General features: G+C 42.4%; 16 protein-coding genes and 2 pseudogenes. 6 read left to right on the forward strand and 12 right to left on the reverse strand.

What is annotated here, in order from left to right:
• Positions 1 to 13: 13 nt before the first annotated feature.
• The 3 genes and pseudogenes from HWQ58_RS03280 to HWQ58_RS03290 form a co-directional block, all read right to left on the reverse strand.
• A pseudogene (locus HWQ58_RS03280) lies at positions 14 to 379 on the reverse strand (Uma2 family endonuclease); the annotation flags it as partial.
• Between the two features lie 151 nt (positions 380 to 530).
• Positions 531 to 620 (reverse strand): annotated as a pseudogene (locus HWQ58_RS03285) (Uma2 family endonuclease); the annotation flags it as partial.
• Between the two features lie 83 nt (positions 621 to 703).
• Positions 704 to 1,501 carry an HAD family hydrolase gene (locus HWQ58_RS03290; RefSeq protein ID WP_292857669.1) on the reverse strand — a complete coding sequence of 266 codons (798 nt, stop codon included), beginning with the start codon at positions 1,499 to 1,501 and terminating at the stop codon, positions 704 to 706.
• A gap of 104 nt (positions 1,502 to 1,605) precedes the next feature.
• Here HWQ58_RS03290 and HWQ58_RS03295 point away from each other — a divergent pair, with 104 nt between their 5' ends.
• Positions 1,606 to 2,430, forward strand: coding sequence for a hypothetical protein (locus HWQ58_RS03295; RefSeq protein WP_292857671.1), 825 nt, complete (start codon positions 1,606 to 1,608; stop codon positions 2,428 to 2,430).
• 73 nt (positions 2,431 to 2,503) lie between these two features.
• Here HWQ58_RS03295 and HWQ58_RS03300 read toward each other — a convergent pair whose 3' ends face one another.
• From HWQ58_RS03300 to HWQ58_RS03315, 4 genes are all read right to left on the reverse strand, one after another.
• Positions 2,504 to 3,211, reverse strand: a complete 708-nt coding sequence (locus HWQ58_RS03300; RefSeq protein ID WP_292857721.1) for a DevA family ABC transporter ATP-binding protein — start codon at positions 3,209 to 3,211, stop codon at positions 2,504 to 2,506.
• Between the two features lie 126 nt (positions 3,212 to 3,337).
• Positions 3,338 to 4,492 (reverse strand): ABC transporter permease DevC, encoded by a 1,155-nt coding sequence (gene devC, locus HWQ58_RS03305; RefSeq protein WP_292857674.1) that lies wholly within the window; start codon positions 4,490 to 4,492, stop codon positions 3,338 to 3,340.
• Between the two features lie 147 nt (positions 4,493 to 4,639).
• A complete protein-coding gene (locus HWQ58_RS03310; protein ID WP_292857677.1) occupies positions 4,640 to 6,064 on the reverse strand; it encodes an HlyD family efflux transporter periplasmic adaptor subunit in 1,425 nt (474 codons plus the stop codon).
• A gap of 1,012 nt (positions 6,065 to 7,076) precedes the next feature.
• Positions 7,077 to 7,814: a phycocyanobilin:ferredoxin oxidoreductase gene (locus HWQ58_RS03315; RefSeq protein ID WP_292857680.1), complete on the reverse strand. Its 738-nt coding sequence runs from the start codon at positions 7,812 to 7,814 to the stop codon at positions 7,077 to 7,079.
• Between the two features lie 203 nt (positions 7,815 to 8,017).
• Here HWQ58_RS03315 and HWQ58_RS03320 point away from each other — a divergent pair, with 203 nt between their 5' ends.
• Positions 8,018 to 8,251 (forward strand): hypothetical protein, encoded by a 234-nt coding sequence (locus HWQ58_RS03320; protein ID WP_292857683.1) that lies wholly within the window; start codon positions 8,018 to 8,020, stop codon positions 8,249 to 8,251.
• Between the two features lie 185 nt (positions 8,252 to 8,436).
• Here HWQ58_RS03320 and HWQ58_RS03325 read toward each other — a convergent pair whose 3' ends face one another.
• From HWQ58_RS03325 to HWQ58_RS03345, 5 genes are all read right to left on the reverse strand, one after another.
• On the reverse strand, positions 8,437 to 9,030 hold the full coding sequence (locus HWQ58_RS03325; protein ID WP_292857686.1) for a nucleoside triphosphate pyrophosphatase: 594 nt from the start codon (positions 9,028 to 9,030) through the stop codon (positions 8,437 to 8,439).
• Between the two features lie 95 nt (positions 9,031 to 9,125).
• On the reverse strand, positions 9,126 to 9,671 hold the full coding sequence (psbP, locus tag HWQ58_RS03330) for a photosystem II reaction center PsbP (RefSeq protein ID WP_292857689.1): 546 nt from the start codon (positions 9,669 to 9,671) through the stop codon (positions 9,126 to 9,128).
• 397 nt (positions 9,672 to 10,068) lie between these two features.
• The gene (locus HWQ58_RS03335; protein ID WP_229497840.1) at positions 10,069 to 10,407 is read right to left on the reverse strand and encodes a ribulose bisphosphate carboxylase small subunit; all 339 of its coding nucleotides are present in this window, start codon (positions 10,405 to 10,407) and stop codon (positions 10,069 to 10,071) included.
• 45 nt (positions 10,408 to 10,452) lie between these two features.
• Complete coding sequence (locus HWQ58_RS03340) at positions 10,453 to 10,860, reverse strand: chaperonin family protein RbcX (RefSeq protein WP_292857694.1); 408 nt, start codon at positions 10,858 to 10,860, stop codon at positions 10,453 to 10,455.
• A gap of 100 nt (positions 10,861 to 10,960) precedes the next feature.
• Positions 10,961 to 12,391 carry a form I ribulose bisphosphate carboxylase large subunit gene (locus tag HWQ58_RS03345; protein ID WP_292857697.1) on the reverse strand — a complete coding sequence of 477 codons (1,431 nt, stop codon included), beginning with the start codon at positions 12,389 to 12,391 and terminating at the stop codon, positions 10,961 to 10,963.
• Between the two features lie 824 nt (positions 12,392 to 13,215).
• Here HWQ58_RS03345 and HWQ58_RS03350 point away from each other — a divergent pair.
• The 4 genes from HWQ58_RS03350 to HWQ58_RS03365 all read left to right on the forward strand — a co-directional run bounded on the left by HWQ58_RS03350 (position 13,216) and on the right by HWQ58_RS03365 (position 17,286).
• The gene (locus tag HWQ58_RS03350; RefSeq protein ID WP_292857700.1) at positions 13,216 to 14,322 is read left to right on the forward strand and encodes a two-component regulator propeller domain-containing protein; all 1,107 of its coding nucleotides are present in this window, start codon (positions 13,216 to 13,218) and stop codon (positions 14,320 to 14,322) included.
• Between the two features lie 132 nt (positions 14,323 to 14,454).
• A complete protein-coding gene (panB, locus tag HWQ58_RS03355) occupies positions 14,455 to 15,225 on the forward strand; it encodes a 3-methyl-2-oxobutanoate hydroxymethyltransferase (RefSeq protein WP_292857703.1) in 771 nt (256 codons plus the stop codon).
• Between the two features lie 501 nt (positions 15,226 to 15,726).
• Positions 15,727 to 16,563 (forward strand): 4-hydroxy-tetrahydrodipicolinate reductase, encoded by an 837-nt coding sequence (dapB, locus tag HWQ58_RS03360; RefSeq protein ID WP_292857706.1) that lies wholly within the window; start codon positions 15,727 to 15,729, stop codon positions 16,561 to 16,563.
• Positions 16,564 to 16,602: 39 nt separating this feature from the next.
• The gene (locus HWQ58_RS03365; RefSeq protein WP_292857709.1) at positions 16,603 to 17,286 is read left to right on the forward strand and encodes a phosphate ABC transporter permease; all 684 of its coding nucleotides are present in this window, start codon (positions 16,603 to 16,605) and stop codon (positions 17,284 to 17,286) included.
• The last annotated feature ends 656 nt before the right edge of the window (positions 17,287 to 17,942 follow it).

Below are 17,942 nucleotides of genomic sequence, written 5' to 3' on the forward strand. Positions count from 1 at the left end.
GCTTAAAGCAATGTTACTGAATAGTATCGGGGTCTACATTGAGCGATGGCTGCGCCAACGCCAAAGGCGAACGCAACCTTGCCTTTAACTGTTCTATCTGCAATTCTGCCTGTTTTGCTCGTTGGCGTTCTTGTTCTGTTCGTTGGCGTTCCTGTTCTGTTCGTTGGCGTTCCTGTTCTACTAGTTCTTCTGCTTGTTGTCTTGCTAAAATTTCCTGCCTTAAAGCTTCTACCAGTTCACCAGGGATCAGTAATTTTTCCCCTGTATCCTCTCGATAAAACCCAATTAGCCTTCCCTCAACCACCAAGCGTAGTTGTAACGGTTCACTGCGTCCATCTTGTATAGGTTCGTAGATTTCTCCCCGCAGGCGATAGCCACGTATAGCAAAGTGCTGAGTGCTGTTAGCGATAGTGGGGCGTTTAGCCCGTGCTGTTAGCGTCAGCGGGGCGTTTAGCCCGTGCTGAGTAGAAACCCAGTTAAATAAAGGCTTTTAGCAATCAATATTGTCCTAACCTATGTGGCTACGGCTATAACTGTTGTTCCACCCACTCGCCTTTAGGGTCAAATAGCCAGCATTCCTTGACACCTAACTGTTGATAGAGGGTCTTTTTGAAGATTTCTGATTTGACACTAACAGGTAGAGTAGCTGTCATGGTTGTAAACTCAGTGCTACGAGATTATTGTAGAACAACTCTACTTCTTTCTAACTTGGGATGTACAAGCTTTTTAAAATATAACTAGATAACTCACAAAAACCTTCCCCTTCGGCAGCAGTAGTAATGTAAGCAGGCTGATATTTCAATTGATTCACATATTCCAGGACGTTGGCCACGCCTACAGAAACAGGAAAATAATGCCGATCAAATAAACTTTCATCATTGGGGCTATCACCCACAGTGACAATTTGTTCTAATGAGTACTGGGGCAAATATTCGCGCAATACCTGCAACAATCCCACAGCTTTATCTTGTCCTTGGGGTTTAATGTGACACTGCACGTTGCTATAGGTAAATCCCCAGCCCATTTGTTGACAGAGATTATCTAGGGTTTGTACTTCGTCTTGACGCAAACCAGCTACATCAAAAGTCCAGTCGGTGATGCGAAAGCGATTATCAGCAGATTCTTGGATTTGGGGAAATTTAGTTTGTAAATTCTCAAAAATTGTAGCCAAGTGCTGGCGATGGTGAACTAAATCGGGAATAGGTGTTAAAACTACTGGTTTCTGATTTCCAGGGGGAAAGTACAAACCGCCATTTTCTGCCATCGCACCTGCCACTGGCATCAAACTACTCAATCCACTTACCCACCCAGCAGAACGTCCTGTGACAATTAGCACCTTAATGTCAGCTGCGGCTAAATCCTCTAAAGCTTGTAGCAGTGCGGGAGTAAATTTTCCTCGTCTAGTCAGGGTGCCATCCATATCTGTGGCTATCAGACGAATCTTGCTCAAGCTTGTAGATGAAACCTCAGATAGGGGAGGGAGGCTCAAATGTCTGGACATATACGGTTTGTAAAAGGCTGTAAAAAATATTAATCATACAGCAAGATGACCTTGAAGATTTGGGCATCCTAAACATCAGGAGTCAAGTTTTTCAGTTTCCAACCATGTCCACTTCAATGTTTCTTGCCCAATCCTCCGGGAAAAAGACTACTAAAAAGGCATCCCAGGAAGTGCCAGCAAGTAATCCTGAAATACCACCTTTATTGTTGGTAACTTCTGGAGGACTGGCTTTAATGGTGATTGCTTTGATTGTGTATATTAAACTCCAGAAGGATAAGCTGGAGAAAAAACTTAAGTTTGAACAATTCCGCGCACGAGAACTAGAGAAAAAGTTTAAGCTGGCGCTGGAAACAATTCGCAAAATGGAAACTAATCCTGATTTGGTGAACTCACGAGACTTTAACCTGGATTATCTGCGAATGCGGATGTCAGAGGAGGTGTTTCATTTTGCAATTCTTAATCAAATAAAGATTCAGATCAAAGAAAAAATTTCTCAAGCCCTGCGTCCAAATCAAGCCCAACAAGGATCGGTTGGAATTGCTAATAGTGCTGGACGGCAAGTGGATGAAATTTTTGATGTCGAGTATGAGACTGGTAGTCCAGGGAATTCTGCTAAACGGGTGCTGTTTCGGATTCAAATCAAGTTAATGAAGTTACCGACGCAAGCAACTTCTGCGACTATTAGTCAAATTATTGATTGTATAGAAACTTACCTAAGCCCCATCGAAGACGAAGATAGTTGGCAACCAATAATTCAAGGTCGGATTGCGACCATGCATTGGGATCAAAAGGCTAAACCTACGCCTCTACTAGTGCTGGAACAATCGAACGAAGGTGTGAATGTAACTTTCCGTACCAGTCGCCAACCAAATACTCCAACTCCACCAAAGTCACCTGGAATTAAAAAATCAGGCTCGGCTAGACAATAAATTATCGCTGTCATTGGTCATTAGTCATTAGTGATTGGTTATTGGTCATTCACAAAGGACAAATGACTAAAAGTCATGACTGAATAAGTGTATTAGAGGAATTACGGGTTAGAAGACCATCTTCCATTTCTACGATGCGATCGGCTATGTCTAAAATGCGGTTGTCGTGTGTCACTAATAAGATAGTAGTTCCCTGATTTTTGGCTAGACTCTGCATTATTTCCACAACATCGCGTCCTGATTGTTTGTCTAATGCTGCTGTTGGTTCGTCTGCTAGTACCAAGGGGGGACGGTTCACCAAGGCGCGGGCGATCGCAATTCTTTGTTTTTGTCCACCAGAAAGATTGTCTGGGTAGTAATCAACTCGTTCTTCTAGACCAACAGACCCCAGCATAGCTTTTGATTTAGCCACTGCTTCTGTTTGAGAAATATTATCGTTCAATTCTACCGCCATTTGCACATTTTGCTTGGCTGTCAAGAACCCTAGCAAATTGTGAGCTTGGAAAATATAACCAATGTTGCGTCGCATCTGCACTAATTTGTTTTGACTGACGCCAATAAGTTCTTCACCTAAAAATTTTAAACTTCCTTGTTGTACAGAGCGCAAACCACCAATTAAGCTCAGTAATGTTGTTTTACCTGAACCTGATGGGCCGGTCATAATCACAATCTCACCTGGATAAATTTCTAGGTTAATGTCAAATAATATCTGTTTTCTCAGTGAGCCTTTGCCATAGAAGTGATTGAGATTTTTAATGGCGATTACAGGTTCTTTTTCCATCATACTTTTGTTAGTTATAAATTAGTAGTTCCAAAATTTAATAGTGACTGTCAGAAATAAAATTCGCTTACTTATTATCATAAATTAAACTTATTATTAATATATTTTTAATTAATAAAATATTAATTAAAAGATATCTGCTGGATCGGCAGAGCGTAATTTTCTAACTGCGATCGCACCAGAAATAATGCACATTAGCATAGTCAAAATTAATACCATTACTGCTCGGTCAAAACTCATAAAAACTGGTAGAAGTGTTGCACTTCTGGCGCTATTATACATAAATAGGGCAAAAACTATTCCAGGAAAATAGCCTAAAATTGCTAATAATAAAGCTTCTTGAAGAATGACTGTCAATAAATAGTTTTGTGTATAACCTATTGCCTTAAGAGTAGCGTACTCAGCTAAGTGATCTGCAACTTCTGTATAAAGAATTTGATAAACAATCACAGTACCAACAATAAAACCCATGACAGTCCCTAATGTGAAAATAAAGCCAATAGCTGTACTATTTGCCCAATAATTCCGCTCAAAGTCAATAAATTCTTGTTTAGTTAAAACATTTACTTCATTAGGTAAATACTTGCGTAATTCTTGAGCAACAACATTAGCATCAGCTCCTGGTTTTAATCTAATTAGCCCAATATCAATTAATCCTTTTTGACGATTACTGAATATTCGCAGAAAGTTGATATCACTCGTGATTAAATTACCATCTGCGCCAAATGATGCGCCTAATGTAAATAGCCCTTCTACTTTAACTCGCCGCCTTCGTACTTCTGCTGTTACAATCTTTCCTTGATCATAATTAGCAGCGATCGGGCCATACTCTACCCTAGAAGAACGGTCAAATAGAACTATATCAGGTAGTTTAAGTTTATCTAAATTTTCCTGAACTCCAGGTAAGTTAAATAGGTTATTTTCTGGATTCATTCCAAAGATTAGGATACTCCGAGGCCTGCCTGTAACAGGGTTTTTCCAGATTGTATAGTCCAAATATATCGGATGTACTGATTGAACTGCGGGTAATTCTAAAGCTTTATATAATCGTCGTTGAGAAAAGCTTCTCATTGCTAATATAGCGTTAGATTGACTATTAATTAAAATAATATCGCCTTGCAAGCTGTTATGGAATCGAACGTTACTATAATACAGAGCATCTCGAAAGCCGAGTTGCATAAACATTAAAATATCTGCAAAAGCAATTCCTGCTAAAGCCACAGCTAGGCGAGTTTTTTCTCTTGTCAGTTGTAGCCACGACAGAGGTATTTTTTGATTCATTTTATAGGGATTTTAGCAAGTTTAGTGATTTGAGATTTTCCACCCCTTATGGTGACACCTGTATCGGATTGATAGAATGTTTAAAAAAACATTTTTAATCCAAAATATCAACTTATGGATTGGGGTTACTGCTCACCTACAACTTAATTAATTATTAATATCGACAAGAACTTTGGCGTAAGTTAAACCGGAAACTTTTTGGCTATCTTCTGGAGACAGAGCAATTTTAACTTCTACAACTCTGGCATCCACATCTGCTGCTGGATCTGTATTCAGCACATCTTTTTTACCAATTTTTCTACCAATTTCAGTGACAGTTCCCTTTAATTCGCCGCTAAATGCGCCGTTATCACTGGTGATAGTAGCATTTTGACCAAGACGCACTTTACCAATGCTGTCTTCAGTGACTTCAGCAATTACAAACATTTGGTTGGTTTGGCCAATTTCAGCAATGCCATTTGCGCCGATTGCTTCACCCGATTTGGTATAAACCTTTAAAATCTCTCCAGCGATTGGTGCTTGAACGTAGCTTAACCTTAGTTCTGCTTCGGCTTTTCTGACATTTGCGATCGCATTACTAACTTGGGCTTGTGCTACTTGCACATCGGTAGGACTAACATCTAAAATTCTGCTTAGTTTGGCCTTTTCTTCATCGATTTGTCTTTGCAAAGTTGCTACAGCTTTATCACGGTTAGCTTTAGCTTCGATTAACTGCTGTTGCAAAGTTGCTAAATTTTGTATTTGGTTGGCTCTAGCCTCAGCAAGTTGCTGTCGCAAAGTTGCCAATGTCTGCTTTAGGGTAGCTTGGCTTTCAGCCACCTGCTGATTAGCAGTTATTGCACTCAAGCGTCTTCTGTCACGCTCTTGCTGAGAAATAGCACCTTCTTTGTATAAATAATCATAGCGTCCGGCATCGACTTGAGCATTGCGCTGTTCGGCTTGAATACGTGTAAGCGTTGCTCTGAGAGCATCTCTTTGCCCACTAAGTTGAGCTTCTAGGCGATTCACGGTTGCTTGTTGGACAAGTTTATCACCACTTAACTGAGCTGCAATCCGCGCGATCGTTGCTTGTTGAGCATTCCTTTCCCCAAGTAACTGCGCTTGTAGGCGAGCAATAACTGCTCTTTGAGCTTGAATATCTCTTGGAGAGCCAGCCCTGACTTGTGCTAAATTTGCACGGGCTTCTTGGACTTTTGCTTTTGCCTCTTGTAGTCCGGCTACTTGGGTATCGCGGTTGTCCAAAATTGCCACAATTTGACCTTGTTTTACCTGTTCACCCTCTCTCACCAGAAGTTGCTGAATTCGTGACGATGGTGCTAATCCTGATGATGGGGCGGACAATTTAACAACTTCGCCTCGCGGTTCCAAACGCCCTACAGCACTAATGCTATTAGTAGATGGCATTACTGGTACGGATGTAGTTAGTTTTCTTAACTGCTCGATTTTGGCTGTACCTAGTATCCCAGCAGCGATTACTATTGGTACGGCTACAGCGATACCCCACCAAATCTTAGGTTGTTCATGATTAAGTGCCTGCTCACTTGGCTTCGGCTTTTCAGTCACCCTTGACATAGTATGTTGCCCATTTACCTGAATTGTGGTGATGGAAGTAAAAATAAAAAGGTTTTTAATCAACAGCCAGCTATTAGGACAAACAACAGTGGTTTCAAGCTGGGTATGGCTTAAAAATCCATTGTGTGATGAACGTTCAACACTATGGCTTTACAAAATGGTGTTTTCTATAGCCGTTCATTATGTATGCAATACACTTTGACCTCTCTTCTTTTAGGAGAGAAGCTTTGAGGCTTACTAAAGGGCAGGGTTAGGTCTGTATTGAAACTAAGAAGCGCTATAATAGCTGGCTATTCAATAACTCTGAGTATTATTGAGACATAAGTGCAATGGAAGTTAGCAGAATTCACAAGCAGTATGAATCTAGATATAGAGAAGCGATATATCACGTCTCTACACAAAATCCTAAATTGGTATGATGCGGTACTTTACTGCTACATTCATTACGGATATAGTTAGTCACAAAATTGAAAAGAAACATCAAAAATAGACTGTTGCCTTTGTTGGACACAATCTTGCTACAAAAGTTAGTCTTCCTTAAGTCAATCAACGATTAACTAACCAAAAAGTGTCTGTCAACTTGAACATTCCTAACATCAGAGTTTCCTTAACTTTCTGGTCGATGAGTTAGCTGTCTCTAGTTGTTTGCACCTACCAAGACAACAAACCATTTTGTAATATTCGCTTCAAAAACCTTACTATTCTCCCTGTTGCTGTTTTGGGACTCCATTAAACTCTCGTTGAATGAATTCTACATTTATCCGTTAGCTGAAAACGTAACAGAGCCTACAGATGGGGAGATGAGGGGGATGGGGGAGATGAGGGAGATAATTAACTAATTTCGGGGGTTTAAGTTGCATAGCAACTAACAGAGGCAACTTTTGTGGCTCTTGTCTTTATAAGATTTACAAAACTTAATGACGTTAGCGAGTCAGTGAGCGTGATTACGAATTACGTTAGCACAGCGCTAGCGAGTAATCGAGCGTCCGTAGGAGCGTCATTACGAATTATTTTAAGTTGGGAGGTCGAATAAAACTGTGGTCATGTAATTTTCTGCCCAAGCTGGGCCAAAGGCTTTTTCTAGTACGCGGCGGGTTTTATCGTTTTGCTGCTGTTTGGTGCAGTAGTTGTGTTGTCCGGCGAGATTTTGCGTGACTTGTTCAATTGAAACAGGATTAGAAGCGATCGCTTGGATGCAATGAATATCTAAAAATTCTCGCACCCGCGACAGAAACATTGTTTCTTCTTCAGGGGAACTGGGGCGCACAAAGATACAAAAATCCGAAAAAATATTTCCCCATTCTGGTAATTCACGGGGTTGGGAAAAGTTAAGCACTGTTAGCTGTGTCAGCGCAGAAGTATACGATTCTGGTAAGGTGCGTTCTACTTGGATAGGAGAAAGGTCTGCGATCGCAGCACTAATTTGACCTCTACCCCCAACTAAATCACAACCGAACATCGGTAGATTGTATTCTGGACGAGGAAACATGACACAGTGCAAAATATCCAGCATATTTCCGATTTTTGCCAGTTCCAAGTGCATTTTCCGAAACTGGGGCGTTTGATAGCAGCGGTTTTCAATCGTCAGTTTTTCGCCTTCTAGTCTACCTTCCACATACCCCAATTCATTAGGCAAATGATAGGGGGATAAATCCAGGTGCTGATGCCAAGCTGCCTCAATACAATCAGCTAGCTGACGAATTAGGGGATGTTGTTGCTCACGCAGCGAGGGCATAGAAGTAAATGACATATCTAGTTGGGAATGCGATCTAATGGCCAGTCTACAACCTGTCGTGCCATACCTGTTGTGGTTTGCAACAATATAAGCAAACACTTACACCCAGCCAACGTAAATTTATAAGACAGATACTTTTCACAAGGGTTATTGATTTTGTAGTCTAGGTTACATAAATAATTTTAGATTAGCTCATATTTGAAGGCTAATAGAAAGCTATGAAACTAGATTCTCATAGACCGGATTTTGCTGTGCAAGCAATAAGGCACAATCTGCAAGGTTTACAGAGGTTCAGAGTTTCTACTTGGGTAAACCTTCTGCAACTTCCCAACCCCTTTAGTTTTGACGAAGCACTTTTATTGTGTCCGGTTTCAGCAGATGAGTGGCTAGCCTGGATTCCAGATCATGGAGAGACAATACTCAATATCGGGCAATTTATAGCAAAGTGCTGAGTGCTGTACATGGATAGCGGGGCGTTTAGCCCGTGCTGAGTATAAACCCAGTTAAATCAAGGCTTTTAGGAATCAATATTGTCCTAACATATCTGGCTACGGCTATAGTTATTAGTTATTGGGCATTGGGCATTGGTTATTCACTTTGGACAAATGACAAATGACAAATGATAAATGACAAACGACTATTGCCAGAAATCAGTGATATCGTATCCCAATTCCTCTAGCATGTGCCGCAGCAGGGGTAAACTCAGTCCAATTACATTGCTGTGACAGCCTTCAATTTTTTCCACGAAGAAACTTCCAAAACCTTCAATGGCAAAGGCACCAGCACACTTGAGGGGTTCACCTGTGGCAACATAAGCTTTAATTGCCTTCTCGCTCATTTGAGCAAAGTAAACTTTTGTAACTTGAGACTTGACTAAAGTACGGTTTTGGTCAGGGTCAATTAAAGCATGACCTGTGTACAGGTCGCCAGAGTTACCTTGCATTATCTGCCAACGAGCGATCGCTTCAGAGAAGTCTGCTGGTTTGCCGTAAATTTCACCATTGATGGACAAAACTGAATCACAACCCATAATCAAAGCTGATTCAAACTGTGGGGCTACAGTTTCCGCTTTATACTGGGCAAGAGTTTTGACCAATTCTGCTGGTTCACTTAGTTCAATTTGCGACTCATCAAAGTCACTAGGTTGAACTATCGGTTCAATACCAACAGTTTGCAGCAAGCGGCGTCGGGCTGGGGAAGCTGAGGCAAGTACAAAAGGTGGAATTTTCATGAGATTTTAGAAAAATTTGTTAATTGGGCATTGGGCATTGGTGATTAAATATATTCTCTATCCCTATTCCCCATTCCCCATTTCCCAATTAATAATTAATAAACAGAAAAAGAATTGACAACCTCATCAATCATTCGTTTGACTTTCTGCCAGCGTTTTTCAGGAATTGAGGCGTTGAAGGTAAAAAGTTTACCACGACTCACAGCAACGCTAGCGATGTTGTGTCGTTGCTGTTGATTGGGGAGTTTAACCTCATACTCTAAAAGGTAGTATGTTTTACCGTCTACTTCTCGCTGTGCGGCATTGACTAATTCAGCCGAACGACCAGAGTCAGGAGGCGCGAGAGCCGCTTTTCCTAATTTGTATCCTACTTCTGTTGGGGTTCCCAATTCTGACAAAGTTTTGCCTTCAGGAACTGGGCTAATCACAACCGAAACATTTTCAGACACCTCAATCAAATCGTGGAAAACCACATCTGGACCATCGGCAACTTTAACTGGCAGCCATCCATTAGGATATAAAAACTGATAGCCATCACTGCTGTCTACAAAGCTTTTGAGTCCAGCCGCAGCCGCAACATCAGAATTACTCAGACTGAAGCTCAACACCAATAGCAAAATTAATACAATTCGTTTCCACATTTCTACAGATTCCTTTGGGCTGGAGATAACACAAGGCTTGCATCATTTCTCGTTTTTATTCTCCCACCAACCGGGACGCTTCGGATAATGCATTAGATGGTGAGGGTTAAATGCCCAAATGTCGGCATAATACTTACTAAACTACTGGGGTTCACCTCTAATCGTAATTTTGTATGGTCTTACTGGTCTGCTAGTGGCCCTAACGCTCTTCTATTACTCTCTTAAAAAACGTAGAGGCACACAGAGAATAACTCTGCGCCCTTTTGCGTAAACCTCTGTGCCCCTCTGCGTTTCAAAAAAAATTTAGTAAATAGGAGAGGCAGATAATTCTACCTCTCCTATACAGGGATAGACAAATTACTTCAACTATCCCATGATTAATTCCAACTTACTAGGCTTAGTATCTGTTGGCTTTGTTGGGTCTGTGAACAAGAAAGCTGAGAATTTGGCACTGCTTGATGTTGTCAAAACCCACAACACGGATATAGCTGGTATTGAATTGAGAACGGCATCCTTGAACTTCGCTCAACACTTCTTGAGTGGATTTAGCACCGAACAAAGGCAACTTCCACATTGTCCAATATAATTCTGTTGGCTCAGAAGTTTCATTAAACTCGATCGCAGGAATGTAACCTTGATTCAAAATATACTGGATCTGCTTGGCAATTTGAGCGTCAGACAGAGGTGGAAGATAAGAAAGGGTTTCGTAACGACGCTCTTTTGGTAAAGTTTGCATAGCTTTTGATAATGGGTTGCGATTTTTACTAGTAGATTGACCGAACTAATTGGATAAGTTATCCAAATTCTGATCTGAAGTTTTTTGCTGTTCTGGTTGCAGACTGGGGTTAGATGTGTCTATTCCTGTGATGCGTTCTAAATGCTGGCGACGCTGTTCCATGTTGGCTTGCTGAATGCCAGTGCGTACCATTTCCGGTAAAAATTCTGCAATTTCTTCCGCAATGTGTTCCCTGACAGTCATGATTCGCAAAGCCAAATCTGGTTTTTCTCGCAACAGTTGCTCAATGTATGATTCACCATTCTGAATTTTGCCAGACGAAAAGTTATGTAGCCAAAGTTCTAATGGAGGATTAGTTTCGCCTAGCTGTGCCAATACTGTCCTTAGAGCCTGATAAGTCAGATAACTTTGGAGAGTTTTGGCTGTGTCCTTCGCAATTTGCTTAAGATTCATGCTTGACCCCAGCCCTGAAGAGTTATGAGTTATGAGTTATGAGTTATGAATTCATGCAAATCCTAACTCTTAACTCTTAACTCTTAACTGTTAACCCAGATCAGACGGTATCCATTGCTTCAAACTCGAACTTGATTTCTTTCCACAGTTCGCAAGCAGCAGCCAATTCAGGAGACCACTTGGCAGCTTCGCGGATGATATCGTTACCTTCACGAGCCAAGTTGCGGCCTTCGTTACGAGCTTGAATAACGGCTTCCAAGGCGACACGGTTAGCTGTAGCACCAGGAGCGTTACCCCAAGGGTGTCCCAAAGTACCACCACCGAATTGCAGTACGGAGTCATCACCGAATATTTCTACCAGCGCGGGCATGTGCCATACGTGGATACCACCAGAAGCAACTGCCATTACACCAGGTAGAGAAGCCCAGTCTTGGGTAAAGTAGATACCACGAGACTTGTCTTGCTCAATGTAGTTTTCACGCAACAGGTCAACGAAGCCCATTGTAATACCGCGTTCACCTTCCAACTTACCAACTACAGTGCCGGTGTGGACGTGGTCACCACCAGACAAACGTAGAGCTTTAGCCAATACACGGAAGTGGATACCGTGGTTCTTTTGACGGTCAATTACAGCGTGCATAGCACGGTGAATGTGCAGCAATATACCATTGTCGCGGCACCAACGAGCCAATGTGGTGTTGGCGGTGAAGCCTGCGGTGAGGTAGTCATGCATGATGATGGGCATTTTGAGTTCTTTAGCGTACTCAGCCCGCTTCAGCATTTCTTCACAGGTAGGAGCGGTAACGTTTAGGTAGTGACCTTTAATTTCACCGGTTTCTGCTTGGGCTTTATTGATAGCTTCAGCGACGAACAAAAAGCGATCGCGCCATCTTTGGAATGGTGCGGAGTTAATGTTTTCGTCGTCTTTGGTGAAGTCCAAACCACCGCGCAAACACTCGTATACAGCGCGTCCGTAGTTCTTTGCGGAAAGACCCAATTTGGGCTTAATTGTACAACCCAGCAAAGGACGACCGTATTTGTTTAACTTGTCGCGCTCAACTTGGATACCGTGGGGAGGCCCTTGGAAGGTCTTGATGTAAGCTACTGGAAAGCGGATGTCTTCTAGACGTAGTGCCCGCAGAGCTTTGAAACCAAACACGTTACCGACAATTGAGGTCAACACGTTGGTTACAGAACCTTCTTCAAACAAGTCCAAAGGATAGGCAACGTAAGCAATGTACTGGTTGTCTTCGCCCCGAACTGGTTCGATGTCGTAGCAACGACCTTTGTAGCGATCGAGGTCGGTGAGCAAATCTGTCCACACAGTTGTCCAAGTACCTGTGGAAGATTCAGCCGCTACAGCCGCACCTGCTTCTTCGGGAGGAACACCAGGCTGGGGTGTCATGCGGAACGCAGCTAGAAGATCGGTATCTTTTGGAGTGTAATCCGGTGTGTAATAAGTTAGTCTGTAATCTTGAACCCCGGCTTGATACCCAGATTTGCTCTGAGTCCTCGTTTGAGCGTAAGACATAATTTTATCCTTCCCTGAAATCACTCTTTTTAATTATCAAATCACGTTTTGTGCAACTTCCCCTCACCTCGCTCTTGCCCCCCTTGAGCGAGGGGAAGATCGGAAAAATTTTTTGTTAGGAGTTGCCTTTGGCAAAGGTTAGCAGTTTTTTTGCTGCGGACACTTTGGTAGCGGTGGTAGCCCTCCTCACCAGTGTTTTCCCCTTCTTGGGGTACACGACCTAGCGCTTCTACTGTTCCCTCTTGCTAAAAATCAAAATTCTTTTTTACCTCTTCTTCGCACCCAACTAAACCTTCTCAATTTCACCAAAACTTCCGCCTTTTGTGGCTTGATTTAGATAATTCCCCCATAAATTGGGGTATTCAGGGGATTTGGCTGGCTGGCACACATTCCCGCTTTTACACTCCTTATATCTTTCCCTTTGATGGAAAAGATACCAGAAAAGAATTTACTTGACAGAGATTTAGTAGAGTGGTGAGCATAAAGATAAAAGAATTGCACACCACGTAATTTGTAACTTGTTTCACAATATATCAAGAATTCGATAAGTTATTCTTTGAAAGTTTTTAACTTATCTATTTAATTTGGTTATTACATAAAGATTTAAACTTTTTGTTACAAAAGCTTTACAAAGTGTCATTAATGGTGTGTGGGCATGGGGAGATGAGGGGGATGAGGGGGATGAGGGAGTAGGGGAGAAAGAGCTAATTTTTTATTACTCCCCCTTGCCCAATGCCCAATGCCCAACGCCCAATATCCAATGTTTAAAAAATCCCAGCTAGGGGAACACTGAAATTAACCCAAAGCCAGTTTAGGTAAATGCTATGGGTACTGTCTCCAAAGGAAATGTCACCGTGGTATTGTTTTGCAAGCGTACTAGTTTATTGACTACTTCTATCTTGCTGGGGTTGATAGCTTTGCCAAGTATAGGATGGGCACAAAAAACCCCTGATATTAATTCATCTGATTTAACCCCCGCTTACCCAGCTTCCCCACCGCCACCGCGAGTAGAACCTTTACCCGATGAGCGGGGAGTGCAAGAAAATTCCCCACAAACTGATTATCGGGTTGGTAATTTACTGGGAGATGTTACAGGTAATCTTTGGGTAGGTTCTTGGCGAGGGCTATCGCGGATCGATCCTAAAACCGGCAAGATTATTTCTCGTGTGAGCTTACCGAATGTTGCCATTGGAGCTTTAGCCCAAGACAAGGTAGGACGTTTGTGGGTAGGAAGTTATGAAGGACTAGTTCGAGTTGACCCCCGCACTAGCGAAATTACTGCACAAAATTTATTTTTGCCTTCTAAACGCGTGTTGTCACTGTTACTTGACAAACGGGGTTATTTGTGGACTGGAACCGATAGCGGTTTAGCTCTCATTAGTCCCGACCAAGGCTTGATTATGACAACATTAAAAAATCTGCCTGGTGTCAGCGCTAACGCTCTAACTTTAGATGCTGAAGGTCAATTATGGGTTGGTACTCTTGATGGATTGGTGCGGGTAAATACTGCTAGTGCTGCGATTATGAAGCGAATAGCCGATTTACCTGGGACGAGTGTACAAGCTTTAGCTATTAGTCCAGAAGGATTAATTTGGGCGGGAATGCCGAATAATTTGCTAGTTGTTAACCCAAAAACTGGTGCAGTGTTGCGGTCTGTAACTCGTCTGCGCGGGCGTGACGTGACAGCGGTACGTTTTGCTAAAGATGGTAGTGTTTGGGTCGGGACTAGTAATGGTTTGTTACGATTAAATCCAAATACAGGAGCTGTATTAGACACAGAAGTTGCTGGACTTCCTTCTAGTCGGGTTATTACCCTTGCACCTGACATCGGCAATAAATTATGGATTGGCACTAGTGAAGGTCTAGCTTGGTTAATGCCCAAAACGGACAGTGCAAAACCCCATATTGCTTTCAGCCGCGCTGTTAAATGATTAGTTAAGAGTTATGAGTTAGGAGTTATTAAGTTAAAAAATGTTTTAAATTCAAAACTCCTAACTTCTAACTCAGCACGGGCTAAACGCCCCGCTTCCGCTAACAGCACTCACTACTCAGCACTCAAATAAATGGCAATCACTACCCAGCAATTAATTCAATGGAAACAACAGGGACGTTCAATTGTCGCGTTGACCGCTTGGGATTATGCGATCGCTCGACTCCTCGACGCAGCTGGTGTAGACTTAATCCTCGTGGGTGATTCTATGGCAGTAGTTCTTGGGTATGAAACAACACTGCCAATAACTTTGGATGAGATGATATACCACGCCAAATCCGTGCGCCGTGGGGTTAAACAGGCATTCCTGCTTGTTGATTTACCGTTTTTGAGCTACCAGGAAAGTATCCAACAAGCGATACATTCAGCTGGTAGGGTATTGAAAGAGACTGGAGCGCAAGGCGTTAAGTTAGAGGGTGGTTATCCAGAAATGGTAGAAACTGTTGCCCGTTTGGTGCAAGCTGGAATTCCAGTCATGGGTCATGTAGGTTTGACACCCCAATCGGTACATCAACTTGGTTTGCGACAACAAGGGAAAACCCAAGAAGCGAGTGAGAGAATTTTACAAGAAGCGATCGCCTTAGAACAAGCGGGTGCTTTTGCCATGTTGTTAGAGCATATACCCGCAGATTTAGCAATGCAGATTTCACAAAAATTGAGTATTCCCACAATTGGTATCGGTGCAGGAATTCACTGCGATGGACAAGTTTTAGTTACCTCAGATGTCCTCGGACTGGCAGAAAAGCATCCACCATTCGCCAAAGTTTACACAAATTTGCGCGAGACGATTACCAAAGCCGTGCAAGATTATGCCGTGGAAGTGCGAGAGCGGAAGTTTCCTTAGAAAAGTTAAAGAAATAAGGTGCTAATCAAAAACATAAAAAACCCCGACTTGATAGCCGAGGTAGATGGGAGAAGTTCAAATGTCGATGGAATATTCCAATACCAAAGTTTGTTTTTCTTAGTTAACACCCAACGCAACCAAAACTATATAGGTAATAGACAAGGTGCAATTTTAGCTATGCGGCTTTTTTTGGGGCTTTACTAAGCTATGTAAATAAATATAACAATAATCTTACAAATGGTCAACTAGACTTGACAAACAAAGGCTGATATATTTTATAAGGACTACTTATCAAGGCAGTACGATCGGTAAATAAAACGGGTAACTGGGTAAGATAGTGCAATGAAAACGAGAACCGCTGTTTTGGGAAGTAGAAAAACTAAGCGATTAGCTGCAATAATTCAGGGTAGGTGAAATTAAGCCAGAGATTTGAGAAGCTAGCTACTGGATCGCGAAAGTCTTTACAATTCCCTTGTTGACTCAAAAAGTATTTCTCGACCTATGACGAATCAAGCTCCTATCCCGGTTATTGTCAACGGTGCTGCTGGCAAAATGGGCCGTGAGGTGGTTAAGGCGGTGGCGCAAGCGCCTGACTTAAACCTAGTGGGTGCAATTGACCACAGTTTAGAACATCAAGATAAAGACGCTGGGGAGTTGGCAGGTTTAAGCGAACCTCTGGAAGTGCCGATTACCAATCAATTAGAACCGATGTTGGGGTATGTGGCTGGTGACAGACAGTCTCCTCCAGGGGTGATTGTAGACTTTACCCATCCCGATTCAGTTTATGACAATATTCGCAGTGCGATCGCTTACGGTATTCGTCCTGTAGTCGGCACCACTGGGTTAAGTCCAGAACAAATTCAAGACTTGGCAGATTTTGCCGACAAAGCTAGCACTGGTTGTCTAATTATTCCTAATTTTTCCATTGGGATGGTGCTATTGCAACAAGCTGCGATCGCAGCCTCAAAATATTTTGACCATGTGGAAATTATCGAACTGCATCACAACCAAAAAGCTGATGCTCCCAGTGGTACTGCCATTCAAACAGCGCAGTTACTAGGAGAATTGGGTAAAACTTTTAACCCTGCTCTTGTAGAAGAAACGGAAAAATTAGCAGGAGCAAGGGGCAGTATCGCAGATGAAGGGATTAGAATTCATAGCGTGCGCTTACCGGGATTGATTGCCCATCAGGAAGTGATTTTTGGCGCAGCAGGGCAGATTTATACTTTACGACATGATACGAGCGATCGCGCTTGTTATATGCCAGGAGTGCTACTAGCGATTCGCAAAGTCTTAGCGCTAAAGTCATTAGTATATGGATTAGAAAAGATACTTTAAACTTTAAACACACTATTGGGCATTCATTACTTAGGACTCATGTTAGTACCACTGACTCGCCAGAAATTTGAACAAGTTGTCCCCTTAATTGCCACTGGTTTGCAGTACAAGTACTACTGGGGGAAGTTCTCAAATTTTTTGCAACGCCTGTTAATTTCTGTAGTTGCGATAGTTGTTATTTTGCTTTTAACAGTTATTTTCAAGCTTGAGTTTGCTTCAATAGTATTTGTGCTAGGGGTAATTGGCGCTTTTTTTTGGTTGTGGTATCCAGTGTTTCAAGCAAGTATGCGGAATTTACAATGCCGCCGTTACAAGTACGGCGGCTTTTTCCGTGGTCGAGTTCTAGATTGGTGGATTACAGACCAATTGATGGGTAAAACCGAAACAGTCAACAACAAAGGCGAATTGGTGATTGTAGAAAACCGAGAAAAACAGATAAATTTAGAGATAGGTGATGATACAGGATTTAGCATTGAGTTTGTAGCACCATTGCGTCCTGCCCACAAAGTTATTACTCGCGGTCAAATTGCAGAAATGGTAGTGATGTCAAATCGCCCAGATTTGAGCAGTATTGAAGAATTCAGCGATATATACTTTCCCAATCGTGACCTCTGGGTTAGCGATTATCCTTATCTGCGGCGGGATTTCTTTAATGAAATCGGTCGCCGCTTGCGTGAAGACCAACAACAAAAGCCGCGTCGGCGTCGTAGAGTAGAGGATTGATGAAGTGATTAGTATAGGTTTTGGGACTTAGACAAAAAGTAGCCAGAAAAAAGCCTCAAATTTATATTGTCACGAAAAAGTTATATTCTGAGGAACGCGCTTGAGCGATCGCACCCGTAAAAAAGCTATTTAAACGCAATTTAATTTCAGTGCGATCGCCCTTGTTACGATCAACCTCAAAACTGCCGATAAACAGTTACTTGAACTGTAAATGGCTGTCCATAGCCAACGCGACCAACAACACAGTGTGAGCGATCGCTATTAGATTTGTTAGATGAAGAAACAATTGCTCAGAAAACGGGTTTAACTGTGGCAGATACCTACGGTAAGCTACGCTAACGCATAAAAATGTATGAACAATAAGCGTGGCTGTAGCAAGCGATGCCTACGGCAACCCCAGAGGGCAACGCCATCAAGTTACGAATTCTTTGAGCGAATCGCCTACATCAGTTTTTGGTTGACAGCGTAGAGGCTAGATAGGCGAGTCAAGAGACATCACCTTGGGTGTATGAGGAAAAGCGCTCTGGAGCGATTGCCTGCGCCCAAGAGTCTGCGCTCCAACAATCTCCCAAATTCAATGAACGATCGCCCGAATTCAATAAACGATCGCCCGAATTCAATAAACGATCGCCCGAATTCAATAAACGATCGCCCGA

The organism is Nostoc sp. LPT (assembly GCF_017115165.1).
Taxonomy (GTDB): Bacteria; Cyanobacteriota; Cyanobacteriia; order Cyanobacteriales; family Nostocaceae; genus Nostoc.

What these genes read in the sequence shown, in the direction of transcription:
- dapB (WP_292857706.1), top strand. Translation starts at nt 15,727, where the DNA reads ATGACGAATCAAGCTCCTATCCCGGTTATTGTCAACGGTGCTGCTGGC.
- HWQ58_RS03345 (WP_292857697.1), bottom strand. Translation starts at nt 12,391, where the DNA reads ATGTCTTACGCTCAAACGAGGACTCAGAGCAAATCTGGGTATCAAGCC.
- HWQ58_RS03320 (WP_292857683.1), top strand. Translation starts at nt 8,018, where the DNA reads ATGAAACTAGATTCTCATAGACCGGATTTTGCTGTGCAAGCAATAAGG.
- HWQ58_RS03315 (WP_292857680.1), bottom strand. Translation starts at nt 7,814, where the DNA reads ATGTCATTTACTTCTATGCCCTCGCTGCGTGAGCAACAACATCCCCTA.
- HWQ58_RS03340 (WP_292857694.1), bottom strand. Translation starts at nt 10,860, where the DNA reads ATGAATCTTAAGCAAATTGCGAAGGACACAGCCAAAACTCTCCAAAGT.
- HWQ58_RS03335 (WP_229497840.1), bottom strand. Translation starts at nt 10,407, where the DNA reads ATGCAAACTTTACCAAAAGAGCGTCGTTACGAAACCCTTTCTTATCTT.
- HWQ58_RS03310 (WP_292857677.1), bottom strand. Translation starts at nt 6,064, where the DNA reads ATGTCAAGGGTGACTGAAAAGCCGAAGCCAAGTGAGCAGGCACTTAAT.
- HWQ58_RS03295 (WP_292857671.1), top strand. Translation starts at nt 1,606, where the DNA reads ATGTCCACTTCAATGTTTCTTGCCCAATCCTCCGGGAAAAAGACTACT.
- HWQ58_RS03290 (WP_292857669.1), bottom strand. Translation starts at nt 1,501, where the DNA reads ATGTCCAGACATTTGAGCCTCCCTCCCCTATCTGAGGTTTCATCTACA.
- devC (WP_292857674.1), bottom strand. Translation starts at nt 4,492, where the DNA reads ATGAATCAAAAAATACCTCTGTCGTGGCTACAACTGACAAGAGAAAAA.
- HWQ58_RS03350 (WP_292857700.1), top strand. Translation starts at nt 13,216, where the DNA reads ATGGGTACTGTCTCCAAAGGAAATGTCACCGTGGTATTGTTTTGCAAG.
- HWQ58_RS03365 (WP_292857709.1), top strand. Translation starts at nt 16,603, where the DNA reads ATGTTAGTACCACTGACTCGCCAGAAATTTGAACAAGTTGTCCCCTTA.
- psbP (WP_292857689.1), bottom strand. Translation starts at nt 9,671, where the DNA reads ATGTGGAAACGAATTGTATTAATTTTGCTATTGGTGTTGAGCTTCAGT.
- HWQ58_RS03325 (WP_292857686.1), bottom strand. Translation starts at nt 9,030, where the DNA reads ATGAAAATTCCACCTTTTGTACTTGCCTCAGCTTCCCCAGCCCGACGC.
- panB (WP_292857703.1), top strand. Translation starts at nt 14,455, where the DNA reads ATGGCAATCACTACCCAGCAATTAATTCAATGGAAACAACAGGGACGT.
- HWQ58_RS03300 (WP_292857721.1), bottom strand. Translation starts at nt 3,211, where the DNA reads ATGGAAAAAGAACCTGTAATCGCCATTAAAAATCTCAATCACTTCTAT.